The sequence below is a fragment of the Dictyobacter arantiisoli genome (assembly GCF_008326305.1).
Classification (GTDB): domain Bacteria; phylum Chloroflexota; class Ktedonobacteria; order Ktedonobacterales; family Ktedonobacteraceae; genus Dictyobacter; species Dictyobacter arantiisoli.
The window spans coordinates 19,163-41,385 of record NZ_BIXY01000017.1; the positions used below are offsets into that span (position 1 = coordinate 19,163).

General features: G+C 45.5%; 12 protein-coding genes and 2 tRNA genes. 5 read left to right on the forward strand and 9 right to left on the reverse strand.

Annotated features, from left to right (window positions below):
* The first annotated feature begins 48 nt into the window (after nt 1–48).
* Entirely contained in the window at nt 49–1,446 is a 1,398-nt protein-coding gene (locus F1593_RS07765; RefSeq protein WP_149400992.1) for a sigma-54-dependent transcriptional regulator, read from the forward strand.
* Between the two features lie 28 nt (nt 1,447–1,474).
* Here the strand turns inward: F1593_RS07765 and F1593_RS07770 are convergent, their stop codons facing one another.
* Nucleotides 1,475–2,473 carry a GAF domain-containing protein gene (locus F1593_RS07770; protein WP_172631944.1) on the reverse strand — a complete coding sequence of 333 codons (999 nt, stop codon included), beginning with the start codon at nt 2,471–2,473 and terminating at the stop codon, nt 1,475–1,477.
* 219 nt (nt 2,474–2,692) lie between these two features.
* Between F1593_RS07770 and F1593_RS07775 the strand changes: the two genes are divergently transcribed.
* From F1593_RS07775 to F1593_RS07790, 4 genes are all read left to right on the forward strand, one after another.
* Nucleotides 2,693–3,076, forward strand: a complete 384-nt coding sequence (locus F1593_RS07775; RefSeq protein ID WP_149400994.1) for a response regulator transcription factor — start codon at nt 2,693–2,695, stop codon at nt 3,074–3,076.
* Nucleotides 3,077–3,190: 114 nt separating this feature from the next.
* Complete coding sequence (locus F1593_RS07780) at nt 3,191–3,640, forward strand: hypothetical protein (protein WP_149400995.1); 450 nt, start codon at nt 3,191–3,193, stop codon at nt 3,638–3,640.
* 114 nt (nt 3,641–3,754) lie between these two features.
* A tRNA-Pro gene (locus F1593_RS07785) sits at nt 3,755–3,827 on the forward strand.
* A gap of 5 nt (nt 3,828–3,832) precedes the next feature.
* Nucleotides 3,833–3,905, forward strand: a tRNA-Gly gene (locus F1593_RS07790).
* 822 nt (nt 3,906–4,727) lie between these two features.
* On the opposite strand, the gene F1593_RS07795 is transcribed toward F1593_RS07790, so the two are convergent.
* The 8 genes from F1593_RS07795 to F1593_RS07830 all read right to left on the reverse strand — a co-directional run bounded on the left by F1593_RS07795 (nt 4,728) and on the right by F1593_RS07830 (nt 22,216).
* Nucleotides 4,728–5,813, reverse strand: coding sequence for an HAD-IIIC family phosphatase (locus F1593_RS07795; protein WP_149400996.1), 1,086 nt, complete (start codon nt 5,811–5,813; stop codon nt 4,728–4,730).
* 37 nt (nt 5,814–5,850) lie between these two features.
* Nucleotides 5,851–6,990, reverse strand: coding sequence for an acyl-CoA dehydrogenase family protein (locus F1593_RS07800; protein WP_149400997.1), 1,140 nt, complete (start codon nt 6,988–6,990; stop codon nt 5,851–5,853).
* A 136-nt stretch (nt 6,991–7,126) separates the two neighbouring features.
* Entirely contained in the window at nt 7,127–7,372 is a 246-nt protein-coding gene (locus tag F1593_RS07805) for an acyl carrier protein (RefSeq protein WP_149400998.1), read from the reverse strand.
* A gap of 190 nt (nt 7,373–7,562) precedes the next feature.
* Entirely contained in the window at nt 7,563–8,417 is an 855-nt protein-coding gene (locus F1593_RS07810; protein WP_149400999.1) for a 3-hydroxyacyl-CoA dehydrogenase family protein, read from the reverse strand.
* Between the two features lie 103 nt (nt 8,418–8,520).
* Nucleotides 8,521–10,248 (reverse strand): M14 family metallopeptidase, encoded by a 1,728-nt coding sequence (locus F1593_RS07815; protein WP_149401000.1) that lies wholly within the window; start codon nt 10,246–10,248, stop codon nt 8,521–8,523.
* Between the two features lie 208 nt (nt 10,249–10,456).
* Nucleotides 10,457–17,680 carry a non-ribosomal peptide synthetase gene (locus tag F1593_RS07820; protein ID WP_172631945.1) on the reverse strand — a complete coding sequence of 2,408 codons (7,224 nt, stop codon included), beginning with the start codon at nt 17,678–17,680 and terminating at the stop codon, nt 10,457–10,459.
* Between the two features lie 232 nt (nt 17,681–17,912).
* A complete protein-coding gene (locus F1593_RS07825) occupies nt 17,913–19,628 on the reverse strand; it encodes a radical SAM protein (protein ID WP_149401002.1) in 1,716 nt (571 codons plus the stop codon).
* A gap of 38 nt (nt 19,629–19,666) precedes the next feature.
* A complete protein-coding gene (locus tag F1593_RS07830; RefSeq protein WP_172631946.1) occupies nt 19,667–22,216 on the reverse strand; it encodes a condensation domain-containing protein in 2,550 nt (849 codons plus the stop codon).
* Nucleotides 22,217–22,223 lie beyond the last annotated feature (7 nt).

Genomic DNA, 22,223 nt, shown 5'->3' on the forward strand with positions numbered 1-22,223 from the left:
GGTTGTGTCTGTTTTTGGGTTGCACTGAAGGTTGGGAGAAAGGATAGGATGAGCTTAGCCATTCTTATTATTGACGATGAACCATATTTGCCACATCAGTTTGCCCGTTTTTTGAAGCGCCATAGTTATGAGGTTGCAACGGCTGCTGATGGAGAGGCCGGGCTGGCTGAAATGCATCGACGTACAATTGATCTGGTTTTGCTGGATTTGCGGTTGCCAAAGCTGAGTGGGCTAGAGGTGTTGACGCAAATTCGCACGTTTGATGTCGATGTGCCAGTCGTAATCCTGACCGCATATGGGGACGTGCAAACGGCGGTGACGGCGATGAAATTGGGGGCGGCTGATTATCTTCTTAAGGGGTTTGATCTGGAGGAATTGCTGCTGGTGGTCCAGCGAGCGCTAGAGACGAGTGCTATGTCGCGTGAGTTGCGGCAGTTGCGGCAGGAGCGTCGTGACAATTACCATTTCAACTATGTCGTAGGGCATAGTGAACGTATGCGTGAAGTTTTTGATATGGTCGCCAGAGTGGCCCGTAGCGAGGCATCAGTCCTGATTATGGGTGAAAGTGGTACGGGAAAAGAAGTGGTGGCCCATGCTATCCATGAGCAAAGCGCCCGTGCCTCGGGACCTTTCCATGCGCTTAATTGTGCTGCCATTGCCAGCCATCTCCTGGAGAGCGAACTATTTGGCTACGAGCCATATGCCTTTACGGATGCGAAAAAGCAAAAACGTGGCCTGTTAGAATTAGCAGAATCCGGTACGTTGTTTCTCGATGAAGTTGGGGAGATGCCACTGGATATGCAGGCAAAGCTATTGCGGGTGCTGGAGACACGTACTTTTTTTCGTTTAGGAGGGAGTAAAGAGGTGACATTAGATGTACGTGTCCTGGCGGCGACAAATCGCGATCTCAAGCAGGCGCGGGCCACCGGTTCTTTTCGTTCTGACCTCTATTATCGCTTCGCTGTGCTGACCATTCAACTCCCTCCATTGCGTGAGCGTACTGGCGATATTTTATTGTTTGCCTCTCGTTTTATTGATGATTTCAACCGTAGCATGGGGCGCAATGTCAAGCGCATCTCACCTGAGGCCCAGAAATTATTGCTGGCGTATCCCTGGCCGGGTAATATTCGGGAGTTAAAAAACGTCATTGAATGGTCAATGATCATGGGAAGTAGTGAAGAATTGCTGCCGATGCATCTTCCCCAGGAGATTGTTGGCCAGGTTGACCGCGATGGTATTGCCGCTTATGATCCCTGGGAACGCTGGCTACGCGCTCGACCCACGGGTACGTTGGCTCTGGAAGAAATCATTGCACGCGTCGAAAAACATTTGGTACGCTGGGCCCTGGAAATGGCAAAAAACAACCGGACCCAGGCGACAGAGTTGCTTGGTTTAGCGAAAGTAGATCAGTTGCGTTATTTGATGAAAAAACATTTGATCGAGTGAACTGGTTCTTATGAAGCGTTGCCTGACTCTAATGATAAGCGTTTATGATCTGGCTACTGCTGAGGCGCAGCAATTCGCTCTCTAATTCTTTCCATGCTTCTAATTCAATATCCGCATTACTTGCATACTTTTGTTGATATCTGGCTTGTTGAAATTTAGCGGTTACCCGTTGCCGGAAATGAGCCAGAATTGGACGTTGTATATCAGGTTTTGGCATCACACGTAGATCAATCATGCTGGTATCGTAGAAATCGGATTTATCAAAGGCGAGCGCGATAAGATCGCTAAAAGTTGTAAGAAGGTTGAGGCGCTGTTGTGAGAAATAATTTACCTGAGTACTGGAGGCTAACAAGCAGCCAGCAACGCGGCCCTCAAAGCGAATTGGATGGGCTGCGGCACTCACTTCATAGGTATCCTGGATCGCGGGAAATGTCTTGTTCTGGCGTAAATCATCGTCACTCACAATATGGCGCACCTCAACAGCATAGCCGGAGAGGGACTCTAAACCGAGAAAGAGGACGTCATGTTCCAGATCAGCTGTCCATGGCAGTGTTCCTTTCCCGGCGCGTTCACGCAGGCTACGGACCTTCCCATCGGGGCCTGGACGCATACATTGAACCAGCTTTACTGCCATACCCAGATGATTAGGGTCCAATTGAGCCAGGGCTTGTTTCAAAATCAACTCGCTAATGCGCCAGAAACGTAAACTTTCGGTGGTTGTCGTACGAATACTGAGCACCTGTGCAAAAAAATCTGAAGGGATATTTTCCGGTGTATTCTCAGTTAACCAGGATTGGATATCAGGATAAATTTGTTCAAGGGCTTCAAGGAGTTCGGGGCGTTGCGTAGGGCTTACTACCTGCAACAAATGAATCAAATGTTGCCGTTGTGGTTTAGACTCGCCGCTGGCCCAACGAGAGAGCGTCATACTCGTCACGCCAAGGGAGGATGCAAGACGTTGGCGTTCTCCCGAAGATTTGATAATACCTTGTAAGACGCTTGACCATGAGGAAGGAGGGGTGACCATGTCTTTCCACCTCTTTACTGCTAGTATTAAACAGGTTGTCATCAGGCTCTGAGGCATATGATAACAGAGGAAGAGCTGCCAGTCAATACTTCAGCGAAGAATACAAGAAAAAAGAGCAAATTGTTAATCTATTTGGGCACATGAGTTGTACTTCTCTGCAGAAATCTGTATCATAATAAGAGAGAGCAGGTAAACAGGTGAGAAGATCAGGTGGGGGATATGGCGAAAAGCATAATCGTGGTAGATGATGATAAAGAAATACGAGAAATCATGACCTTTGTCCTGATGCGCCATGGTTTTCAAGTAGAGGCGGTAGCGAGCGGTCAGCAATTGCAGCGTGTTTTGAGTTTCCAGGTACCCGATTTAATCATATTAGATGTCATGATGCCAGGGGAGGATGGCTATCATATTTGTCGGAGCCTGCGAGCCAATCCGCTGACCTGCGATATACCGGTAATGATGATCACTGCGCATGCTGAAGACATTTATGAACGCATCAGCATCGATCTGGGGGCGGTCCAGCATATGACTAAACCGTTTCATCCTCTGGCATTAGCGGCGAAAGTGCAGGCCATATTGGGGAGCGAAACCTATAGTTGTTGAGAACACCTGCAGATATCTCGAAAATCGGTCACAAAGTACTTGTTTCTACGCTGAAAAGTTGGTATCATTACAAGCAAGAGCGTCTCCTGACGAGTTCAAGGAAGCAGAGCGGCTATGCCAAATAGATACGAACGTGAGATAGAAGAAATCCTACGTAATCTGGATCCCATCGATCCAAAGGTAGGAAAGACCCAGAAATTTGGAGCAAAATTCCGTCGTAGGCCAGCACCTAATCTTCGTCCTCAACCTGCGCGGTCGGCCTCCTGGAATCTTTCGCTCTCCGAGCGTCTCCTGCTAGGAGCCGTTATCTGTGCGATGCTTGCTGGAGGTTATGCCTTTCTGGCGGGACCAAACATCATCACACTCATCGTGGCGTTGATTGGTTTCATCGGCATCGTATTCGTAGCGTTATCACAATTTGTTTCACTCCCGCAGCGCACGCAATCCGTACGGTATGGGAATGTCACAATTACACCATTGCGCCGGAGTCCCTGGAGCACGATTAAAACGCAGTGGAACCTCTTCTGGCTCAAACTCAAATACCGTCGGAAAAATGAGCCGTAGCCTGAGGGGAGAGGGTGGAGCAAGCAAGGAAAACGAATTTTTTCATTTTTTAAGAAAAGTCTTCAAAAAGTGCTTGACAAAGCTCTAGGGGAGTGGTATAGTACATCAAGTCGACGGGGTGTGGCGCAGTTGGTAGCGTGCCTGGTTTGGGACCAGGAGGTCCGCGGTTCGAGTCCGCGCACCCCGACTTCAGCGGGAGTAACTCAGTTGGTAGAGTCCCTGCCTTCCAAGCAGGTTGTCGCGAGTTCGAGTCTCGTCTCCCGCTCTTTTCATGTCAATCGTCCCCTTGCAGGCCGGTGAGAGGCTGCTTCATACGAAGTGATCGTCATCAGGTCAGCAAGGGGACGATTGTGTTTTTGGAGAATATCTGCCCACGACAGCCTGTCTCCTGACTCGCAACATCCTGTCGTAAATATGAGTGTCAGAACACCTCCATAAGTAAAACATCCTGCCTTCTGGTGGCTAACACCCTGCCACAAATTTGGGTGTTACACGTTCCAAAACAGGTAATAGGTTTTCTTTGGGTAGGTAAAATCCTGCCTCATAGAGAGCAGCCGCCTGTTTCAAGGGACGTGGTATTCTGCCTTACCAGTAAGGGAACAGCCTGCGTTGGAGCCCTCAAACCCTTCTTGACCGAAGTGACGTGCCAAGGGTGAGTGATTACCACGTTTCCCGGCATAAGCTACCTTGCCAGCACCCCATCGTGCATCAAGCTTTCTAAGTACACTCAACTTCGGAATGTAAACGTTTTTCAGCACACCTTGCAACGATAGCGTTCACGTTGACGATCATGAACCACAATAGTCCCTTGTCCTGTTTTGCCTCTTGCAGAACATGTCAAATTAGGGAAAAATTGGAGTGACGCGTCCATTGGCTTTTGTTTTCTTTTTGCATAAAAACAGCATGCCTTGTAACGCGTCATTTTTCACGTCCCTTTTCCCTTTCACCACTTAGTGTAGCTGTACCGCATACTTGTTGCTAATTGAGAAACGAGTTATATTTGTTATTCTTGATTATGCTAAGCATGCTAAAGAGACAGTACTCCACGAAAACGCGGGAAGTTTAGAGTACCATTTCTGCGGGATAACTAATCACAGGGCATGCTATGATCAATGATTTTTATATAATCAGGGAACGATTGAATGTGGGAAAGATCATCCTCCATGAGCACATTGTTTCCATTGCGTTGTATTTCTTTGAATCCACCAAACTTGTAGGTAATATACATCATGCGGTTGCTCTTTGTTTCGACAAATTCTGCCTGCAGTCGTACGCCTGCTTTCTTAGCCTGTTGCATAATATAGTTGACCATAATTGTGCCTACTCCGCGTGAAAGAACGCGGCATGACATCAAAAGCAGTTTAATCGTCCAGACCTCAGGTGTACATTCAATAAGAGTCAGGCCGATCTTGCCATAGGTACCATATCTATCATCCAGGCTGGAGATGTATAATTTGTAGCGTTTGGATTGACGAATGGCGTTGAGTTCATCATAGGAATAGGTGTAGCCAGTAGTATTGAGTTGATGCGTACGCAGCGTGAGTTCTTCAGCACGACGCAGATCGGATTCCTGGGCTATAGATATTGTAAAGATCATATTCAGGCTTGCCAGGAACTTTTCAGCAGGACCTTGAAACTCTTGCTCGGATTCATTGCGTTTGATGTCGCTCATATACATTTGTCTACGTCTACTTGAATCCTCAGTGATAAAGCGGGGTTGCATCTCAGGTTTATCAAGCATGGTTGCAATGTTAGTGACATCCAGACACAGGATATCGGGATGGTTAAAGGCGACTTCTTCTCGTTCGAATGGTTGATCATCTATAAATGCTAGTGTATCTATGGAAATATTAAGAGCACGCGCAATGGTAGAGATTGAGGTGCTTTTGGGTTGCCAGTTGATCTGGGGATAAAGAAAATATTCCATGATTTCCCACTCTTTCAGTTTTTGTATTGCGGGCTCATAAGCATTTTTGCTAGCGATAGATTGCAGGATGCCGCGACTATCGAGAGTTTTTATAATAGTGAGAATTTCCGATCGTGGCATCACCTGTTCATCTTCAAGCAGAACACCATTCCAGAGTGTATGATCGAGATCCCAGATGACGCACTTGATCGTTCGCTGTTTATCCTGTAACGCATTAGCTAGAGGTGTTGTTTTATCTATTGTCATAGGTTATCTCCTTACTTATATGTGCTACTGCAATCGGTTAGTAAGACTGTGTCTGATAGCCATATTCAGAGATCGTAATTTGTTGAATTTGAGTGCTGCCTTCGATAATTTCCATGCATTTTGCATCGCGTAGATAGCGTTGTACAGGGTGGTTTATATGACAACCATGTGCGCCATGGATCTGTACTGCATCAAGAGCAACGCGCGTAGCATTAGTAGAGGCAAAATATTTAGCGATCCAGGTTTCCATCACCGTTTTGGGTTGGCCTATATCCTTTGAGTAGCCAGCCTGGAGGCAGAGGAGACGTGCAGCTTGTATATTGGTGATCATATTGGTGATCATTTCACGAATCAATTGGTGATCCTTCAAGTAGGTTTGAAATTGTTGTCGTTGACTTGTGTAGTCCAAGCTGGCATCCAGGCAAGCTTGAGCGATGCCAACGCAACCCCAGGCGACGCTATAGCGACCTATATCGAGGGCTGATGCAGCTATTGAAGCCAGACCAAAACCAATGCCTCCAATTCTATTTTTGTCTGGAATGCGGCAATCCTGAAGATGAAGCTCCGCAATCATTGATGCTCTGGTTCCAAGCATGCCTGTAAGTGGTGTGATTGAGAAGCTAGGTGTCTCACGCTCAACCAGAAATGCAGAGATCCTACCGTCTGTCTGGGCAAAGACAAGGAAAAGGTCGGCAATCTGTCCAAATGTTGTCCATTTTTTTTGTCCATTCAAGATATAGCTATCACCATCGGAGTGTGCGCTTGTTTCTATGCTTTTAGCATCGCTCCCGACAGCAGGTTCGCTCAAAGCGAATGCGCCAATGATCTCTCCTGTTGCCAACCTGGGAAGATAGTAATTCTTTTGTTGTTGACTACCCCAGCGTTGAATTGCATAGCTCACCATACTATGGACTGTTAGCAAGCTCCGTAGCGAAGAGCATGCTCGTCCGATCTCTTCATTGATCAGCCCGAAGGTGATCATATCCAGTGGGTGTCCACCATACCGTTGCGAGATGAGTGCGCCAAGATATCCCAGCTCTTTACATTGCTGGATAATAGCGCTGGGCATATGTTCTTCCTGATCATATTGATTTGCGGATGGAGCGACCTGCGTTTGTGCGAACTCTTTACACATTGCCTGTGCCTTTTTCTGTTGCGGTGTTAGCTCGATGTGCATCTTTTTTTTCCTTGTAATCTGCTATTTGCCAACTCATAGAAAATCAGGGAATGGAAGTGGCTCATGAATTTGGCATGAAACAGGCGGTAAATGTGTTTAATGTGACGGAATAATTTGTGATCCGCGCTGGAGAACACTAGGCAGCATTGCCAGCCTTGCGCTCCACCAGGCTGGCAATAGCGTTGATGGATTTGAAATTATTAATATCGAGATCTTCGTTCTCTACCGTAATACCAAACTCGCTTTCCACAAACATGACCAATTGCATAGCGAACAATGAATTAATAAAGCCCATCGTGAAAATATCCTGATCATCTTGTATGGTAACATTGGGGAAAAAATGGTTGATAAAGTCTCTTGTTTTTGTGTGGATGTCTGCCATGATATAAGATCTCCTCTGGTGAATAATACTTTGATGCACGGTATGAACCATAGCTGCCTTATGATTTTGGGATACGAGATTTCCTAATCCAGTTGGCCGTCCTCCTGCTTTCACTAGTCAAGTGAGCTATCCTAGAATGATAGTGTTGTGACAGGTGTCAGGCGCGTTGTTTTGAAAGAGCAAGGATTATTTAACGATAGGTATAGAACCCCTGTCCATTTTTTCGCCCATATAAGCCAGCATCAACCATTTTTTTGAGTAATGGGCAGGGGCGATATTTGCTATCGTTGTAACTTTCGTATAGCACATCTATGGAATAGAGAATGGTATCAAGCCCGATCAGGTCAGCGGTTTCCAGTGGGCCCATTTTATGTCCAAAGCAAGCGCGGAATATTTTATCTACCTCTTCTGCCGTTGCAACCTGTTCGTGGAGCAGAAAGACCGCCTCATTAATGGTAAGCATGAGAACACGATTGGAGACAAAGCCAGGCATATCATTGACGAGGATACTCTCTTTGCCCATCATGGTAAGCAGTTCTTGAGCTGTGGTGATAGTATGCTCTGATGTATGATAACCGCGAATGACCTCAACTGTTGATTTCAGCGGGACCGGATTCATGAAGTGTATGCCGAGCACACGATCAGGCCGTGTGCTGGCTGATGCAATACGTGTAATTGAAATGGCCGAAGTATTGGCCGCAAAAATACAGTGTGCGGGGCAGACAACATTAAGCTGCCCATGGACCTCTCTCTTGGGTTCCCATTTTTCGATTACATTCTCAATGACGAAGTCTGCTGCGGCAAAAGGAGTATAGCTGGTAGTGAGTGTGATACGATCGAGAATAGCATCGATACTCTCCTGACCAGTTTTTTTCTCAAGCATGCGCTGCATACGAATATTTCTGGTAATTTCTGTGCGTGCTTTTTGCAAGATCGCATCTGATACATCCAATAAGAGTACATGGAGTCCTGCTTGTGCGAGATTTTGGGCGACACCGATTCCCATCACTCCGGCTCCTACCACGCCCACCGTTTGTATACTCATGGGATATTCCTCCAATATGTGAGATGATTAAATTTTTTGTCAACATTGCTACTATGGTGCGTATAAAATGTACCGTAAGAAGTTATTTACCTTCTACGAACAATTATGCTCCTTTCGTGTCTGGAAGAGTGAATGTGTGGTGGAGTGTGCCAGCTCGTGGGGAACGGACAATAATGTCTATAGGTGTTCCAGGCATTCCTTCGAGCACCCATTCTACTTTGCGCCGATTGTCAGTAGGAGAATGGTGATGGTTGAATTCGCTTCTTAGTTTATTCGAGCGACCCTCGATGTGCCCGATTTTTTGGTGCTGCTTTCCTGCTAGAACGTAAACATCTTCAGGGAGTGAGAGTGAAACGTTTACCTCCTCGACAGCATTGTTCTCTAGTGCTTTCCTACTTGTATATGTTGGCAGGAAGCCAGCGTTTTCCACGACAGCGATGACACGAAATAGCGTCTGGCGGACCGATGTCACTTTTACGGTATGAAAGCGTAGATATGGAAGTAATGAGGCATGAGAAAGTGTTAGACGTACCATTTTTAAACATATCTCACGTAGGTATCTGGGCGGAGCATTGCGTACGGAAAATTTGGTTTTCCATCCACCTATCTCTATCTGGCCAAGTTGCGGATGGTTGAATGCTTTCCATTCTTGAAATACTTCACCATTCATTCCTTCGTCATTCCATTTCATAAGTTTGATATCATCCTCCTCTGGATGCTGTTGTTGCCAGAGAAGAGGATGTTGTCCTGTGATATTAGCAGCTGCAAGCATATCCCACAGTTCAACTGTAAAACCGAACCAGCCAAAGGTATCGTAGACGTAGTCATCCATGCCACCGTGGGTTATCTCTTCACGTGATTCTCGAAAATCATGATAGGTAGAAAAGCAAGGATAGCCGGTTATTTGAGTGGCTCGCTCTCCCATACGGTTGAAGACCTCGAGATCGTGAAGCGGTACAGTCGTGTCCGGACGGGTACTATAAGGGCGCAATACTATCCCACCTGCGGTGTGATAGGTAAGAAAGGCTGATATGTTTGGATGGGTATGCCAGAATTCAACCTCTGCTCTGGTTTCAGGTTCTGATAGGGGATAGGTTCCTGCGCCTTGTTGTGTTCCTTCAGGTGCCCATTCAAAGGGGTAATTCCGATTAAAATCGATGCCGTAGGTTTCTTGTGCGATAGGTAAAAAAAACTCGTCGTAGTTATAGAGATGGCCCTCGGGTAAGAGATGGTAGTATTCACCATCTTCTTCATCAATTTCGCGCCGTCTCATGACACGTGGATCTTTAGCGGAGCATTTCCAGGCGCCATTTGGATCTTTGATGCGCATAGTTAAGATATTTCCATCTCCATCAATATCTTCTACCTGCAAGCCTTCTCGCAGCTTGTTACTATCTGGATAAGGACGCTTACTGCTTCGGAGGCTCCCCGGGGTCGTCAAGAAATGTTCAGCACCATCAACACTTATGCGAGGGAGTATATAGAATACTGAACGATCCAAGAGTCGAGTGACTGATGGATTATGTTCGTAATTTGTAAGGAGATACCATAGGGTGTAAAGAGCGACCGTCGATCCCATGACCTCATCTGCATGGGTATTCCCATCAATCCAGTATGCAGGTTTTTCATTGGCAGGTCCACTCTCATAATTTGTTACTGTAACCAACCAGAGATCTCGTCCTTCAAAGCTTTTTCCGAGAGATTCGATATGCGCTAGTTGTGGGTGATTTTGAACTATTTGGTGCAAACTACTAGTGAGCTCATGGTAGGTGTAGTAGGAAAGTATGTTATGTTCCGCTTGAACATCTTCGGGAAATCTATTTCCAGGCATCAATACATATTCCTCTGATTTATCGAAGTGAATATGCTTCCAATGTCGAAACATATTCTGGTATTTACGATAAGTATCCAATAATAAGGCTAGCGCAGACTATCCCTTTTGGACTCGTTATGCCCTGGCCTCTTCGCCCGGTAAAGTCTGCTTTGAGCGGGGGATCAATGATTGCCTCACTGTTCCCCTGAACTTTTATGCGCGCGCTCTAGCGAACTTGTCGCAGACGTGCCTGTAACTGTTGCGCTAGTTGGCTGACATGCGGTTGTTGCAGCATAGTATAGTGATTACCATCTATCTGATGGACGGTAAGTTTTTCTTGCGTTAGCGTTTTCCAGTGACGTAATTGAGCTTCCTTTTGCTCTGGCTGGCAGTCTGTCGCCTGGAAAAGTGTGATAGGTCGCGGGTATATGGACGGCGTGTAATCACAGGCTGCTCTTACGTGACTTTTATACCGTTGTATCAAACGCCATAGATAGTCAGTAGGCATATCAGCGGGCAAGATTTCTGTTTGTTGCATGTAGTTGAGAAGAGTATGCCTCTGTTGCTGTGGCTCTAGCTGCCGAAATGTCTCAATCGATAGTGACAGGGGCGCGGAGGAAAGTTGCTGGATGTCTTGAAGAAATTGCCACGTTAAAATTGTGTCATCCATGCCGTCTTTCTCATTCATTATTGTGGTGTCACTATCGAGAAGTGCAAGTAGCGATACTTCGTATCCTTGTTTATACAGCTGTTGAGCCATTTCATACGCGATAATACCGCCTGATGACCAGCCACCAAGGTTATATGGACCTTCTTTTTGTATTTTTTGTAGGTGTTTGATATACAACTGAGCCATCTGTTCAATCGTGAGTTGTGCCTGTGCCTCCCCATCATCTTCTGCTTCGGCTGACTGTAGCGCAAAAACTGGCTGTTCACTATCAATATGTTGTGCAAGTTGTAGATAGCAAGAGATCATACCGCCTGCAGGATGGATGAGAAAAATGGGTCTATGCTGGCCCTGTACCTGTAACGGAACAATAGGTGTATGGCTAGTTGCCAGCATTGACTGATCGCGCAAGAGAACGGCAAGGCGCTCAATGGTTGGATACTGGAAGATAGCCGATACAGGTATTGTTTTCTGATATCTCTGCTGAAGCTTTGCGACCAGGCGCACTGCTAGTAATGAATGTCCACCTGCTTCAAAGAAATTCGTTGTAATACTACCAATACGATGACCAAGTACCTCTTCCCACAATCGTAGTAGCTGTAGTTCTAATGTGTCGCGTGGTGGCGTTGTATCAAACGACTCTATAGCCTGCTCGAACTCTAGCTGTGCTAATGCCTGTCGATCAACTTTACCTGAGGCTGTACGAGGTATAGCATCAAGGAAAATAAACGCTGAGGGCACCATGTAGTCAGGGAGTTTTGTCTTTAGAAACTGACGTAACTCTTCGCCGGTTATCGTTGCGTTTTGATGCGTCAGTATATAGGCCCATAAGGTCTGCTGGTGCTCTTGTAAAAGAGCATCTTGAACAGCGGTATGTTGGCGTAATGTCGCCTCAATTTCGCCTAGTTCGATGCGGAATCCTCGTATCTTAACCTGTTGATCATTACGACTCACATATTCAAGATTACCATCTGGGAGATAGCGAGCAAAATCGCCTGTTTTGTATAAACGTTCCCCTGGCAGTGAACTGAAGGGATGCGGAATGAAAGACGCAGCGGTAAGGTCACTACGATTTGCATAGCCTCGTGCTAATCCTATACCGCCAATATAGAGTTCAGCTGTGACCCCTAACGGTACTGGTTGTAGTTGCTTATCCAGTAGATAAGCCTGAGTATTTGCTATTGGTTGGCCAATAGGAACGATATGCATCTTTCGATAATCAAATTTCGACGAATGTTGATAGAGCGTAGACGTGATAGTTGCCTCAGTTAAACCGTAAGCATTGATCAGCGAGATGCGTTTTTCGGCATAGCGTTGCCAGCGTATAAAGTGGGTTATTGTTGCACGGTCACTGCCTATAATGACTGTACGGAGATATGGGAAATCTGCCAGAGCATAGAGTTCACATACCTCGGTCCATTCTTGCCAGAGAGGGGTTGGAAGGTTGAGTACAGTTAACATCTCTCTTTGAATGAATTGAAGCAACGCGTGAATAGATTTTGTTTCCTGATAGGGCCATAAGACGATCGTTGCGCCACTATACCAGGAGGGGAAAAGCTCTTCACCCATGACATCAAAGGTCGTAGATGCAAATTGTAAAATGCGATCTTCACATTGTAGTTGATACGCGTGCGCTGTAACGAGGCAATGATTGACAAGCCCTTGATGAGATATAAGTACTCCTTTAGGTTTGCCTGTTGTCCCGGAAGTATAGATGATATAAGCCAGATTCTGACTGCTACAGAGACGATTTTCAAGATCTGTGTCGTTCTCCTGACGAATATTTTCCCAGGCTCTATCCAGATAGAGAAGCGTTTGTGTATTGTTGCCAGGGAGACGCTTATGCAAATGGCTTTGTGTCAGTATCACGCTGATTTGAGCATCCTCAATAATAAACGCGCATCGTTCTAGTGGCATGTTGGTATCGAGAGGGACATATGCTCCACCAGCCTTTAATACAGCAAGAATACTCACCATCATTTCTAATGAGCGATTCAGCAAGATTCCGACACGTACCTCTGGTCCAACGCCAATTTTACGGAGATACCTGGCTAGCTGGTTTGCGCGAACGTTTAATTGTTGATAAGTGAGGTTCATTCCCTCAAATGTAACTGCGAGATTGTTTGGAGTACGCGATACCTGTTTTTCAAAGAGTGTTTGCAGATATATGTCTTCCGCTAGCGGTTTGGGAGTTGTATTCCATTTTTCTAATTGTAGTTGTCGCTCCTTATCCAGAAGTAAATGTGTTTGTAAATACCTACCAGAAGGGTTTGAAGCGAGTTCTATGAGTACGCGCTGATAGTATTCGCGGAGCATATCAACCTGCTCGGCTGCGAGTTGTGTCATATCGCAATGGATCGCCAGTTGGATTTGTGAAGTGAATGGATCCTGGCGAAACGCTACGGACAACGTAAAGTTCGTCTCTTCGTAAAATTTCCAATCAAGGAGTTTAATCTCTTCTACCTTTTCTAAGTTTTGTATGACGTGAAAGTGATTAAAGTCAAAAAATGTTTCAAAAAGTTCTTTTTTATTCTGCTGTATTTGAATTTGCGCCAATGGATAGCGCCGGTAGGGCAGAGCTTCCTGTTCAGCCTGGTATGTTGCGTGGATAAGATCCTTCCAGGTGCCAGTCGTTAATTGCAAGCGAAATGGCAGTGTATTTAAAAAGAGACCAATGATGCGTTGGCTATCAGCGACCTCGGGTCTCCCATGTGTCACCATTCCAGTAAGAACGTCTTGTTCATTAGTCAGCAGACCAAGTACCCGCAGATGGGCTGCAAGCAAAACGCTTTTAAGCGGTACAGAGTTTTCTGAAGCGATATAAATCAGATTCGTAGATGTTTCGGCTGTAATGGGTACATCAATGATGCGCAAACGTTCGCCTGCCTTTGGTGTATCAGCATCAATCATGGGCCAGCGGGGCAAGCGGGTAAACATACTTTCTTGTAGTAGCTGTGACCAGTAATGTTCTTGTGCTGGTTCGGTCAGTGCCGCTTTTTCCAGTGCGACATAATCTCTGAAGGTAGCTGATAACGGTTTAACGGGTTCATCAATCTCTGAGAGCGTGGATATATAGTATTGAAAGAGGTCGGTAAGCATGGACATATTGCTCCAACCATCGATGATAGGGTGGTGAAGTGTAACCGATAATTTAAATGTATCCTCAGTCAGGTAGTGAATGACAAAGCGTAGGAGGGGTGGGTGTGCTAGGTCAAACTTCCTTTGCTTTTCTTCTTTTAGCCAGCTATTGAAAACCTCTTCTTGTTGTTCTACCGCGACAGAGCGCAGATCGAATATTTGTAAAGGTGTAGATGCAGTTTTGTGAACTAACTGTAATGGTTCGCTATAGGTAGCCAGGTCAAATGATGTACGCAACATAGGATGTTGCATAATCAATTTTTGCAAAGCTTTGGTCAATGCCGCAGCGTCGAAGCGGGTTTGGAGGTGGTAGCTTTGGATGTCATGATATAAAGCGGAATCTGAAGTAAACTCGTTATGGAACACCATGCCCATTTGTAGCATAGTCAAAGGAAAAGCGTCTTCAATATCTGAGGGAAGCTTCTGGCGGTCATCCTCTAAAATCAAACTAAATGGTTGCGCCTGTACTCCAGAGGGATGGACCTGTTCTTCTTGTTGTGTACCGGATAGGGCTAATGCCAATTGTTCTATGGTTCTATGTTGAAAGAGTTGTTGTACAGAGAATGGTAATCCATATTCCTGCGCTCGCACTCTAATCTGGATGCCGCGAATAGAGTCGCCTCCTAGCGAAAAAAAGTTATCATGGATGCCAATGCGTTCGATGCCAAGCACTTCTGCCCAGATATGAGCGAGTTTCTGTTCAGTGGGTGTGCGTGGAGCGATAAAGGTGCTTTCTCTTGTTAATGTAGCTATTTCCAGACTTTGGAGGGCCTGGCGGTCAACCTTGCCGCTTGGCGTAAGTGGGAAGGAGCGTAGTATACTCAAGGAATGTGGGATCATATACTCTGGTAACCATGCCTTTAAGAAATCGGTGAGTTCTGTATGAGAGAGCTGTTTGCCGGAAACTAATACGAGAAAGGCGTGCAAATAGTGTTCTCTTTGCGAATTATGCTTGAGTAAGACAACGGCGTGTAGGACGGAGGGATGTTTGCCAATGACCTCTTCAATTTCACCTAGCTCAATGCGGAAGCTACGAATCTTTATTTGTTGGTCATTGCGCCCAAGATATTCCAGATTGCCATCGAGTCGATGACGGACAATATCGCCAGTACGATACAAGCGTGTTCCTGGTTGATTGCCAAATGGATCAGGAAGGAAATATTCAGCTGTCAGATCTGGACGCTGATAATAACCACGAGCTACTCCATCGCCGCCTATATAAAGCTCTCCAGGAACACCGACCGGTACAGGTTGGGCATAGGCGTCTAAAACGTAGAGTTGGGTATTAGCGATGGGGTGACCGATAGGAACGATACCATCTTCAGCTTGATCAGCAGGTACTTCATATACACAGCAACCAACGACGGTTTCAGTTGGGCCATATTCGTTTATTAAACGTGTCGTAGGGGCATATTGTTGCCAGCGTTTCAAGCTCTCTATGCGTAGAGCCTCTCCTCCAATAATCAGGGCATGAGTACTATTGGCAATAGTCGTGGGCGTGAGTAGCTGATCGAGCAGTCCTAAATGAGTAGGTGTTAATTTTACCAGGCTAAAGTTGTTTTTACCTTCAAGAATGCTCTGTAGTGCTTCTATTCCCTGCTCTTCGGGGACCAGGTGCACGCACTGTCCTGAGAGGAGCGGAGCGAAGAAACTTGTGAGTGTAAGGTCAAAGCTCATCGAGGAGTGTAGAGGAGCACCGTGTCCCTGTGTTACATCATAAGCTTGCACACACCAGGTAAGATAATTGATCAGACTTTGATGCGAGATCATAACGCCTTTAGGTGCCCCTGTGGAGCCAGAGGTGTAGAGTACATACGCAAGATTGTTGGAGAGAGCACGATTGATCAGATTCTGGTTGGATTCGTTTCTGATGTGGGTATTCCACTCAGTGTCAATGCATACTAATTTGGCCGGATTATTTACAATAGTGGTTTTGTAGCGCTCCGTAGTTATGAGTACCGAGCAGCGCGTATTCTCTAAAATATAGAGTAAGCGCTCTGGGGGTAGTGTGGGGTCAAGAGGGACATATGTTCCACTCGCCTTTAATACACCAAGCAGGCTGACTGCTAGTTGCAAAGATCGATCTATAGCGATACCCACGCATACCTCTGGTCCTACTCCTAACGTTGTTAAATAATGGGCCAGTTGATTTGCTTGCGCATTCAGTTCTTCATAAGTAAGCTGTTCTTCCTCGGTAACGATAGCAAGCTGAGTTGGTGTTTGCCCAACTTTCTGTTCAAAGAGTTGGTGTACAGTAAGGTCTTTGGGGTAGATGGTCTCTGTCTTATTAAAGTCGATGAGGAGTCGTTGATATTCTTCTGCTGACAAGATGTGTAACGCTGCCACGGGAGTCGTGGGGTGGGCTATAGCATCAAGTAATAATGATTGTAAACAATGGATCAGATACGTAGCCGCTTCTGAAGATAGATAGGATGGATTGTAGAAAAGTGTCAAGGAGAGCTGTTCATCTTTAGCATAGCACGTAAGTTTAAGATTGAAATCTTCACTATACGATGATAGCTGAATCAGAGAGAATGATAAAGAGGAGTGCGGCTGTATTGTTGGTAGCTCAATCATCTCAAAGCAAATAGGGAAAGTTGGTTGCTGATTATTACCTTGTTGCCTATTTTTACCATTGTCTCCATTAAAATATTCTTGCCAGGCAGTCGTATCATTGACGTATTCTTGTGTCTGTTGAATAAGAGATAAGAAAGTCATTGGTGCAGTTATATTATAAGGAACGGGAACATAGCGTGTGAATAGTCCTATACAATCTTTTAGTTCCTCATATTCTCTTCCGGAGCAGGCTAGACCAATAACACCCTCCGTCTCTTCAGAGAAGCGATATATCAGGCTTTCCCAGCTTGCAAGTAAAGTTGTTGAGATTGGCACATTGTACGTTTGCGAGAGTTGTTGAAGGCCAGTGAGAGTTTGTTGCTCGAGTGTCTGCATAATAGCTTGTGGTTTCGTTGTATGTTGCTCCTGTGTATTTTTACTCTGGAGCATGAAGCGTAGGTCTGAGGAAGGTAGATACAGCTTACGCCAGTAATCGTAGCCGGAAGCAGCATTTTCACCTTCAAGAAGATCGTACAGCCATTCGGCATAGTCCGCATATTGTAGGATCTCTTCTTCCTCATCATTGTATCCATCCAGGGTTGTATAGAGTGAGTACAGCTCAGCAGTTATATTGATCACTGTTTGAGCATCCGCACATAGTGCGGGGAGGCACATGATCAACACATGATTGTCTCGCGCCAATCGTATCAATGTGCTGCGCAGAACGGGGCCATGTTCTAAATCGAAAGGTCGTGTGCTTAGCTCGCTATAACATGCATGTACTCGATCTTGTTGCGTCTCGGGATCGCTAGTCTGGAGATTTTCTAAATAGAAGCAGTTTTCTCTGTCTAGCTCATCAATAACCTGGATAGGATATTGTACACCGGAAATGCGCCTAAAGGTTGTGTGTAAAATCTCATAGCGGCCAATGAGTGTATGAATAGCCTTTTCAAACGTACTGACATCTAGATAACCTTTGATATCTACCCTGCAAATAGTATGGTATGGAATACTTGTAAGGAGCATGAGCGGCCATAGATGAGACTGTTGTGGTGATAGGCGAAAACCTTCAATGATTTCATCTTGCATGTTTAACGTCTGTTCCTTTCTCATTTGAAGCAATGTAGTATATTTCAAATTTTTATTGAAATTAGCTCATCAGAGGTGAACGGTATGAGGTTCTCAGCTAGTGATTCCTCCTAAACGTCATATAACAGATAGAGCAGCTTAATATGTACAAGGTTTCCTTTCTGTCTGATCCGTTATATAACGTTTGGCATTTCAGCTCTTGCTGAGAAACCTCAAGTAAGATGCTGAGATGCTATTGAGCAGTAGGTTTTAGCGAAACAAGTTTTTGGCCTGGCTGGTCCTTACGATCTGCCAGATAGTCATGCCACGAAGGAACGGTTGTTGCCTGGTCATCTTTGTGTAGAACCTGATAGAGCTGTGAGAATGAGTATTGAACCTGATCATCTGATTCAGCATTGAGGAAGGACTTGGTAAGAGCATTGCGTGCTCGGAACGCCTGATTTCTTTTCTCCATTCCGAGCCATTCTCCTCCATCATTGCCGTAGTAATCATACGGGACATTGTTAATTTGTTTGAATAGGTACGGTGCCCATTTTGAGACGGCTTCCTCGTAGTTCATCGTGTCGTGGGACCATGATACATAGCGACCTTTCAAATTGTATTCCTGACGATACTCAAGGCTATCAATGGAGGTAATAGGGCTGACGTACAGTGGGTAAGCATGATAGGAAGGATACGAGCGGTGATTGACCTCAAGGCGATTAATAAAGCTGGTGGTGACATCGAGCGTTTGTTGTGTTTCACCCGGAAAGCCAACAATGAATGTCAGCATAGGATGGATACCCGCCTGCGTGCATAAGTTGATCCCGCGGAAAAGTTCCTCGGGCTTACACCCTTTTCTGATGCGTTTAATCATAGATACATCCGCTGACTCAATGCCGCAATAGCCATAGCGGCATCCAGACTCGTAAATGTTTTCAATATTGGTTTCGTCAACACGATCAACGCGGAAGAATCCACCCCAGTAAATGCCCATCTCATGCTCACGGATCATCGTGGTTATCTCGCCAATGCGTTTCTTTGATAAAAAGATATTGTCATCAATAAAGTTGAAGATTGTGCGTCCCCGTTGTTTCGCGAGTTGAATCTCTTCTATGAGTGATTGTGGACTACGCATAATCACCTTTGGATGTAACTCTATATAGTCACAGAAGCGACAGCGATAGGGGCAACCGATGCTAGCACGAATAGGAACCATATCTGGAATTGAATCTACCAGATCCCAGCGGGTGTAGTCCTTATTGACATCGACGGGTTCTTGAGCCCATTCGGTCAGGTGCCAGGAACCATTAGGTAGAGAAAGTACCAGATTATTTATTGTTGAGAGTGAGTTTATGTCAGTATGCCCTTGCTCGATCATTTGTAAGACCTTAAGCATGGTATGTTCGCCAAACTCATTGGCTACATAAATCGCATCTCTCAGAACAGGTTGAGCGTTGGGGCTGAATAAGAAGTCAGCTGTCACATCAGCATCGAATTCTTTTAGCCTCTCAATCGTCGTTGCATCATAGCGGTTAACTGCCATTGTTTGTTTCCAAACATAAGGGCCTCCAACAATAATTGGTATATCGTGGACTGTTTCGCGCAGAGTTGCCAGGCAGGAGGCGAGCATTTCGGGGCTAATGACATAAGTGGTAGAAAACGCGATGGCGATAGGATCTATTTGTAGCGCTTGTTCAATATCTTCTTTATGCCAGTTGAAGAGTGCATGTGCGTCGTAATTATGCTGACGCAAAAAACTCTCAAGGTAGTATCCGGCCATAGGATTCAGTTGTTTCATGCCATTATCGAGTGTTGCCCCTGACATATCATAATTGAAAAGGCGATTGAGGTTGCTCAAAGATGCAAGATGCTTTGTTTTGGTCGCGACCTGGAAAGGGGCTTCCATACCTGTTACGCCAATTGGGGCAAATGAGTTTGGAGCGATGATTAAGACTGACTTTGACATATATTCTCTCCTTTTTGCTTTTTGATATCTGTCTTCGTTTACCTCAAGACTAGTTTTTGATCGCTGTCCAGACTATTAAAAGGTTCTGTCATTGTTACAACCACTTTGCGTGTACCCGTGTAGGGAGCGCGCCCGTGAGCAACGAGCATGTTATCCAATAATAAAATGTCTCCTTGCTGCCAGGGAAAACTAATGGTTGCTTGTTGATACGCCTGACGAATAACCATGAGCGTTTCTGACTCCAGGGGAGTTCCATCTCCGTAATAGGCGTTGCGTGGCAGATCTTCCTCCTTAAAAGTAGCCACTAATGCTTCTCGTACATTGGCTGTGAGACCAGAGATATGGAAAAGGTGGGCTTGATTGAACCAGACCGTTTCGCCTGTTACTGGATGATGTGCTACTGACTGACGTACCTGGCGTGTTTTTAAATGATCCTCATCTTTCCACTCGAACTCAATACCTGCGTCGCGGCAATACTGCTCAACCTCTGCTTTGTTTGTTGTTTGAAATGCCGTTTGCCAGGAGAGGTCGATGCCATCGCCATAATTGCGGACATACATGACATCTTTTCGTTGGAATCGCTCACGAATGGTAGGCGGAATCAGTTGTAATACTTTGCGGCTATCAGCGATAGGTGTTTCACCGCCTCGCTGCGCGGTTTGCATACTAAAGAATGCAATTTTTAATGGCCACGCATGTGAATAAGATAGCTCATTGTGGAGAGGAATGGGTTGATCCGCTGGATAGTCCGTTGATGTATAGACATTATTGCTCACATTACTGCGTTGGGTGGATCGCTCTTTGTAGTTAAGCAGTTGTGGATGGATTGCCTGTGTAAATTGTTCAAATGCAGTGAGCGACTCAACCTGGAAATCGCGGAATAATATACCACCATGGTCTTGTAGTGCACTGGCAATCTCATCGTGATGATGGCTTATCCAATCCACCAGATCGACATTGTTCATCTGGGGTTGAATAACGAGAGGCAAACTCTGCCCCTCCTGGAGATTATGCTTTTTTATCACATTTTCCTGAGAATAGACCAATTTTTTACGTTTCGTAGCTTTAAGTTTCCCACGGTCTGTATCCCTTTGAATTTTTTGCTGGTCCATCTTTTGACTCCTTTGCATATGATCAACAGCGGATATCAGCGAGCCAATTTGTTGATCTGGGTGTAGAAGAGCAGCGTGAAGTAGCAGGCGATAAAACTCGATAATTTGAATAATCGTTTGTTCTTTGAAAAGATCAGTATTGTATTCCAGAAAGCCGGTAAAGCCTTCGGGAAGATTTTCCAGGTAGAGCTCTAGATCAAACTTTGCAGTTGAGCTATCTATATGGATCTGGTTTAACGTAAGATTCGGGAGGCGTAAGGGTGGCATAGCGAGATTCTGGAACGTGAAGGTGACCTGGAGCAGTGGAGGATAGCTCGGATCACGCTGCACATGCAGTTCTTCTAAGAGTTTTTCGAATGGAACGTCCGAGTTGGCATAGGCACCTAGTGTTGTTACCCGTACGCGTTCGAGCAGTTCACGAAACGTAAGTTGTTCAGTTAATTGGGTGCGTAGGACTAATGTATTCACCACAAAACCGATTAAGTTCTCTGTTTCGACCTGATTGCGATTGGCTATGCCACTGCCTACTACAATGTCCGTTTGATGGGTATAGCGATAAAGGAGGATCTTGAGAGTGGTAAGGAGGATCATAAAAGCAGTGGTACTGGTTTGCTGACCTAATGTAATCACTCCTTGTGAGTCGGATTGGGCAAGTGAAAAATGATATTGTGCTCCACGAAACGTCTGCAATGGTGGCCTTGGATGATCAGTTGGGAGTTGAAGAATGGCAGGAATATTCTTCAACTGATTCTTCCAGTAGACCATTTTTTGTGCAATGACGCTGTCCTGTAACCATTGTCGTTGCCATAGAGCGAAATCGGCATAGTGAATAAGTAGAGGCGCCAATGGAGTTGGCTGTTTGTAAAGTAAAGCCTCATAGAGCAGCGTGATTTCGCGCATAAATATCCGAATGGACCAGCCATCAGCGATCAAGTGATGCAGGACAATGACGAGCACATATTCATCTACTCCCAGTTGGAACAAATGTGCTCGTAATAGCGGATCGTAGACAATGTCGAAAGGGCGGCGTATCAACGCTTTTGCCTGTGCATACATGTGTTCCTGGCGTATAGAGGCAGGTTCACTCATCAAATTGGTATAGTCTAGCGGTATGGACAGTGATGGTTTGATCAACTGGATTGGTTGTCTATCCTTGACAGTGAAATTAGTACGTAGCGCTTCATGGCGTTGTACTACCATATTGAGTCCTTGCGCCAGGATATGTGTCTTAAGCTCCCCTTTGAGTTGTACCACACAGGGAATATTGTAGATTGGCGTCTCTGGTTCTATTTGATGCAGGAACCAGAGACGTTCCTGTGAGATTGAAAGTGGTAACGAGGTATTGTTCTGCCGTCGTTGAATGCTGGTATGCTCGTAATGATTATGTGTTTCTTGTTTCAATCGCAACTCGAGTAGGGCCCGCTGTTCTGGTGATAGCCTGCTCAGGCGTTCCACTAAAGAATTATTATCTGTCACTCGTATT

Excerpts from the sequence above, each read along its gene's own strand:
- F1593_RS07765 (WP_149400992.1), top strand. The coding sequence starts at position 49 with ATGAGCTTAGCCATTCTTATTATTGACGATGAACCATATTTGCCACAT.
- F1593_RS07770 (WP_172631944.1), bottom strand. The coding sequence starts at position 2,473 with ATGGTCACCCCTCCTTCCTCATGGTCAAGCGTCTTACAAGGTATTATC.
- F1593_RS07775 (WP_149400994.1), top strand. The coding sequence starts at position 2,693 with ATGGCGAAAAGCATAATCGTGGTAGATGATGATAAAGAAATACGAGAA.
- F1593_RS07780 (WP_149400995.1), top strand. The coding sequence starts at position 3,191 with ATGCCAAATAGATACGAACGTGAGATAGAAGAAATCCTACGTAATCTG.
- F1593_RS07795 (WP_149400996.1), bottom strand. The coding sequence starts at position 5,813 with ATGACAATAGATAAAACAACACCTCTAGCTAATGCGTTACAGGATAAA.
- F1593_RS07800 (WP_149400997.1), bottom strand. The coding sequence starts at position 6,990 with ATGCACATCGAGCTAACACCGCAACAGAAAAAGGCACAGGCAATGTGT.
- F1593_RS07805 (WP_149400998.1), bottom strand. The coding sequence starts at position 7,372 with ATGGCAGACATCCACACAAAAACAAGAGACTTTATCAACCATTTTTTC.
- F1593_RS07810 (WP_149400999.1), bottom strand. The coding sequence starts at position 8,417 with ATGAGTATACAAACGGTGGGCGTGGTAGGAGCCGGAGTGATGGGAATC.
- F1593_RS07815 (WP_149401000.1), bottom strand. The coding sequence starts at position 10,248 with ATGCCTGGAAATAGATTTCCCGAAGATGTTCAAGCGGAACATAACATA.
- F1593_RS07820 (WP_172631945.1), bottom strand. The coding sequence starts at position 17,680 with ATGCAAGATGAAATCATTGAAGGTTTTCGCCTATCACCACAACAGTCT.
- F1593_RS07825 (WP_149401002.1), bottom strand. The coding sequence starts at position 19,628 with ATGTCAAAGTCAGTCTTAATCATCGCTCCAAACTCATTTGCCCCAATT.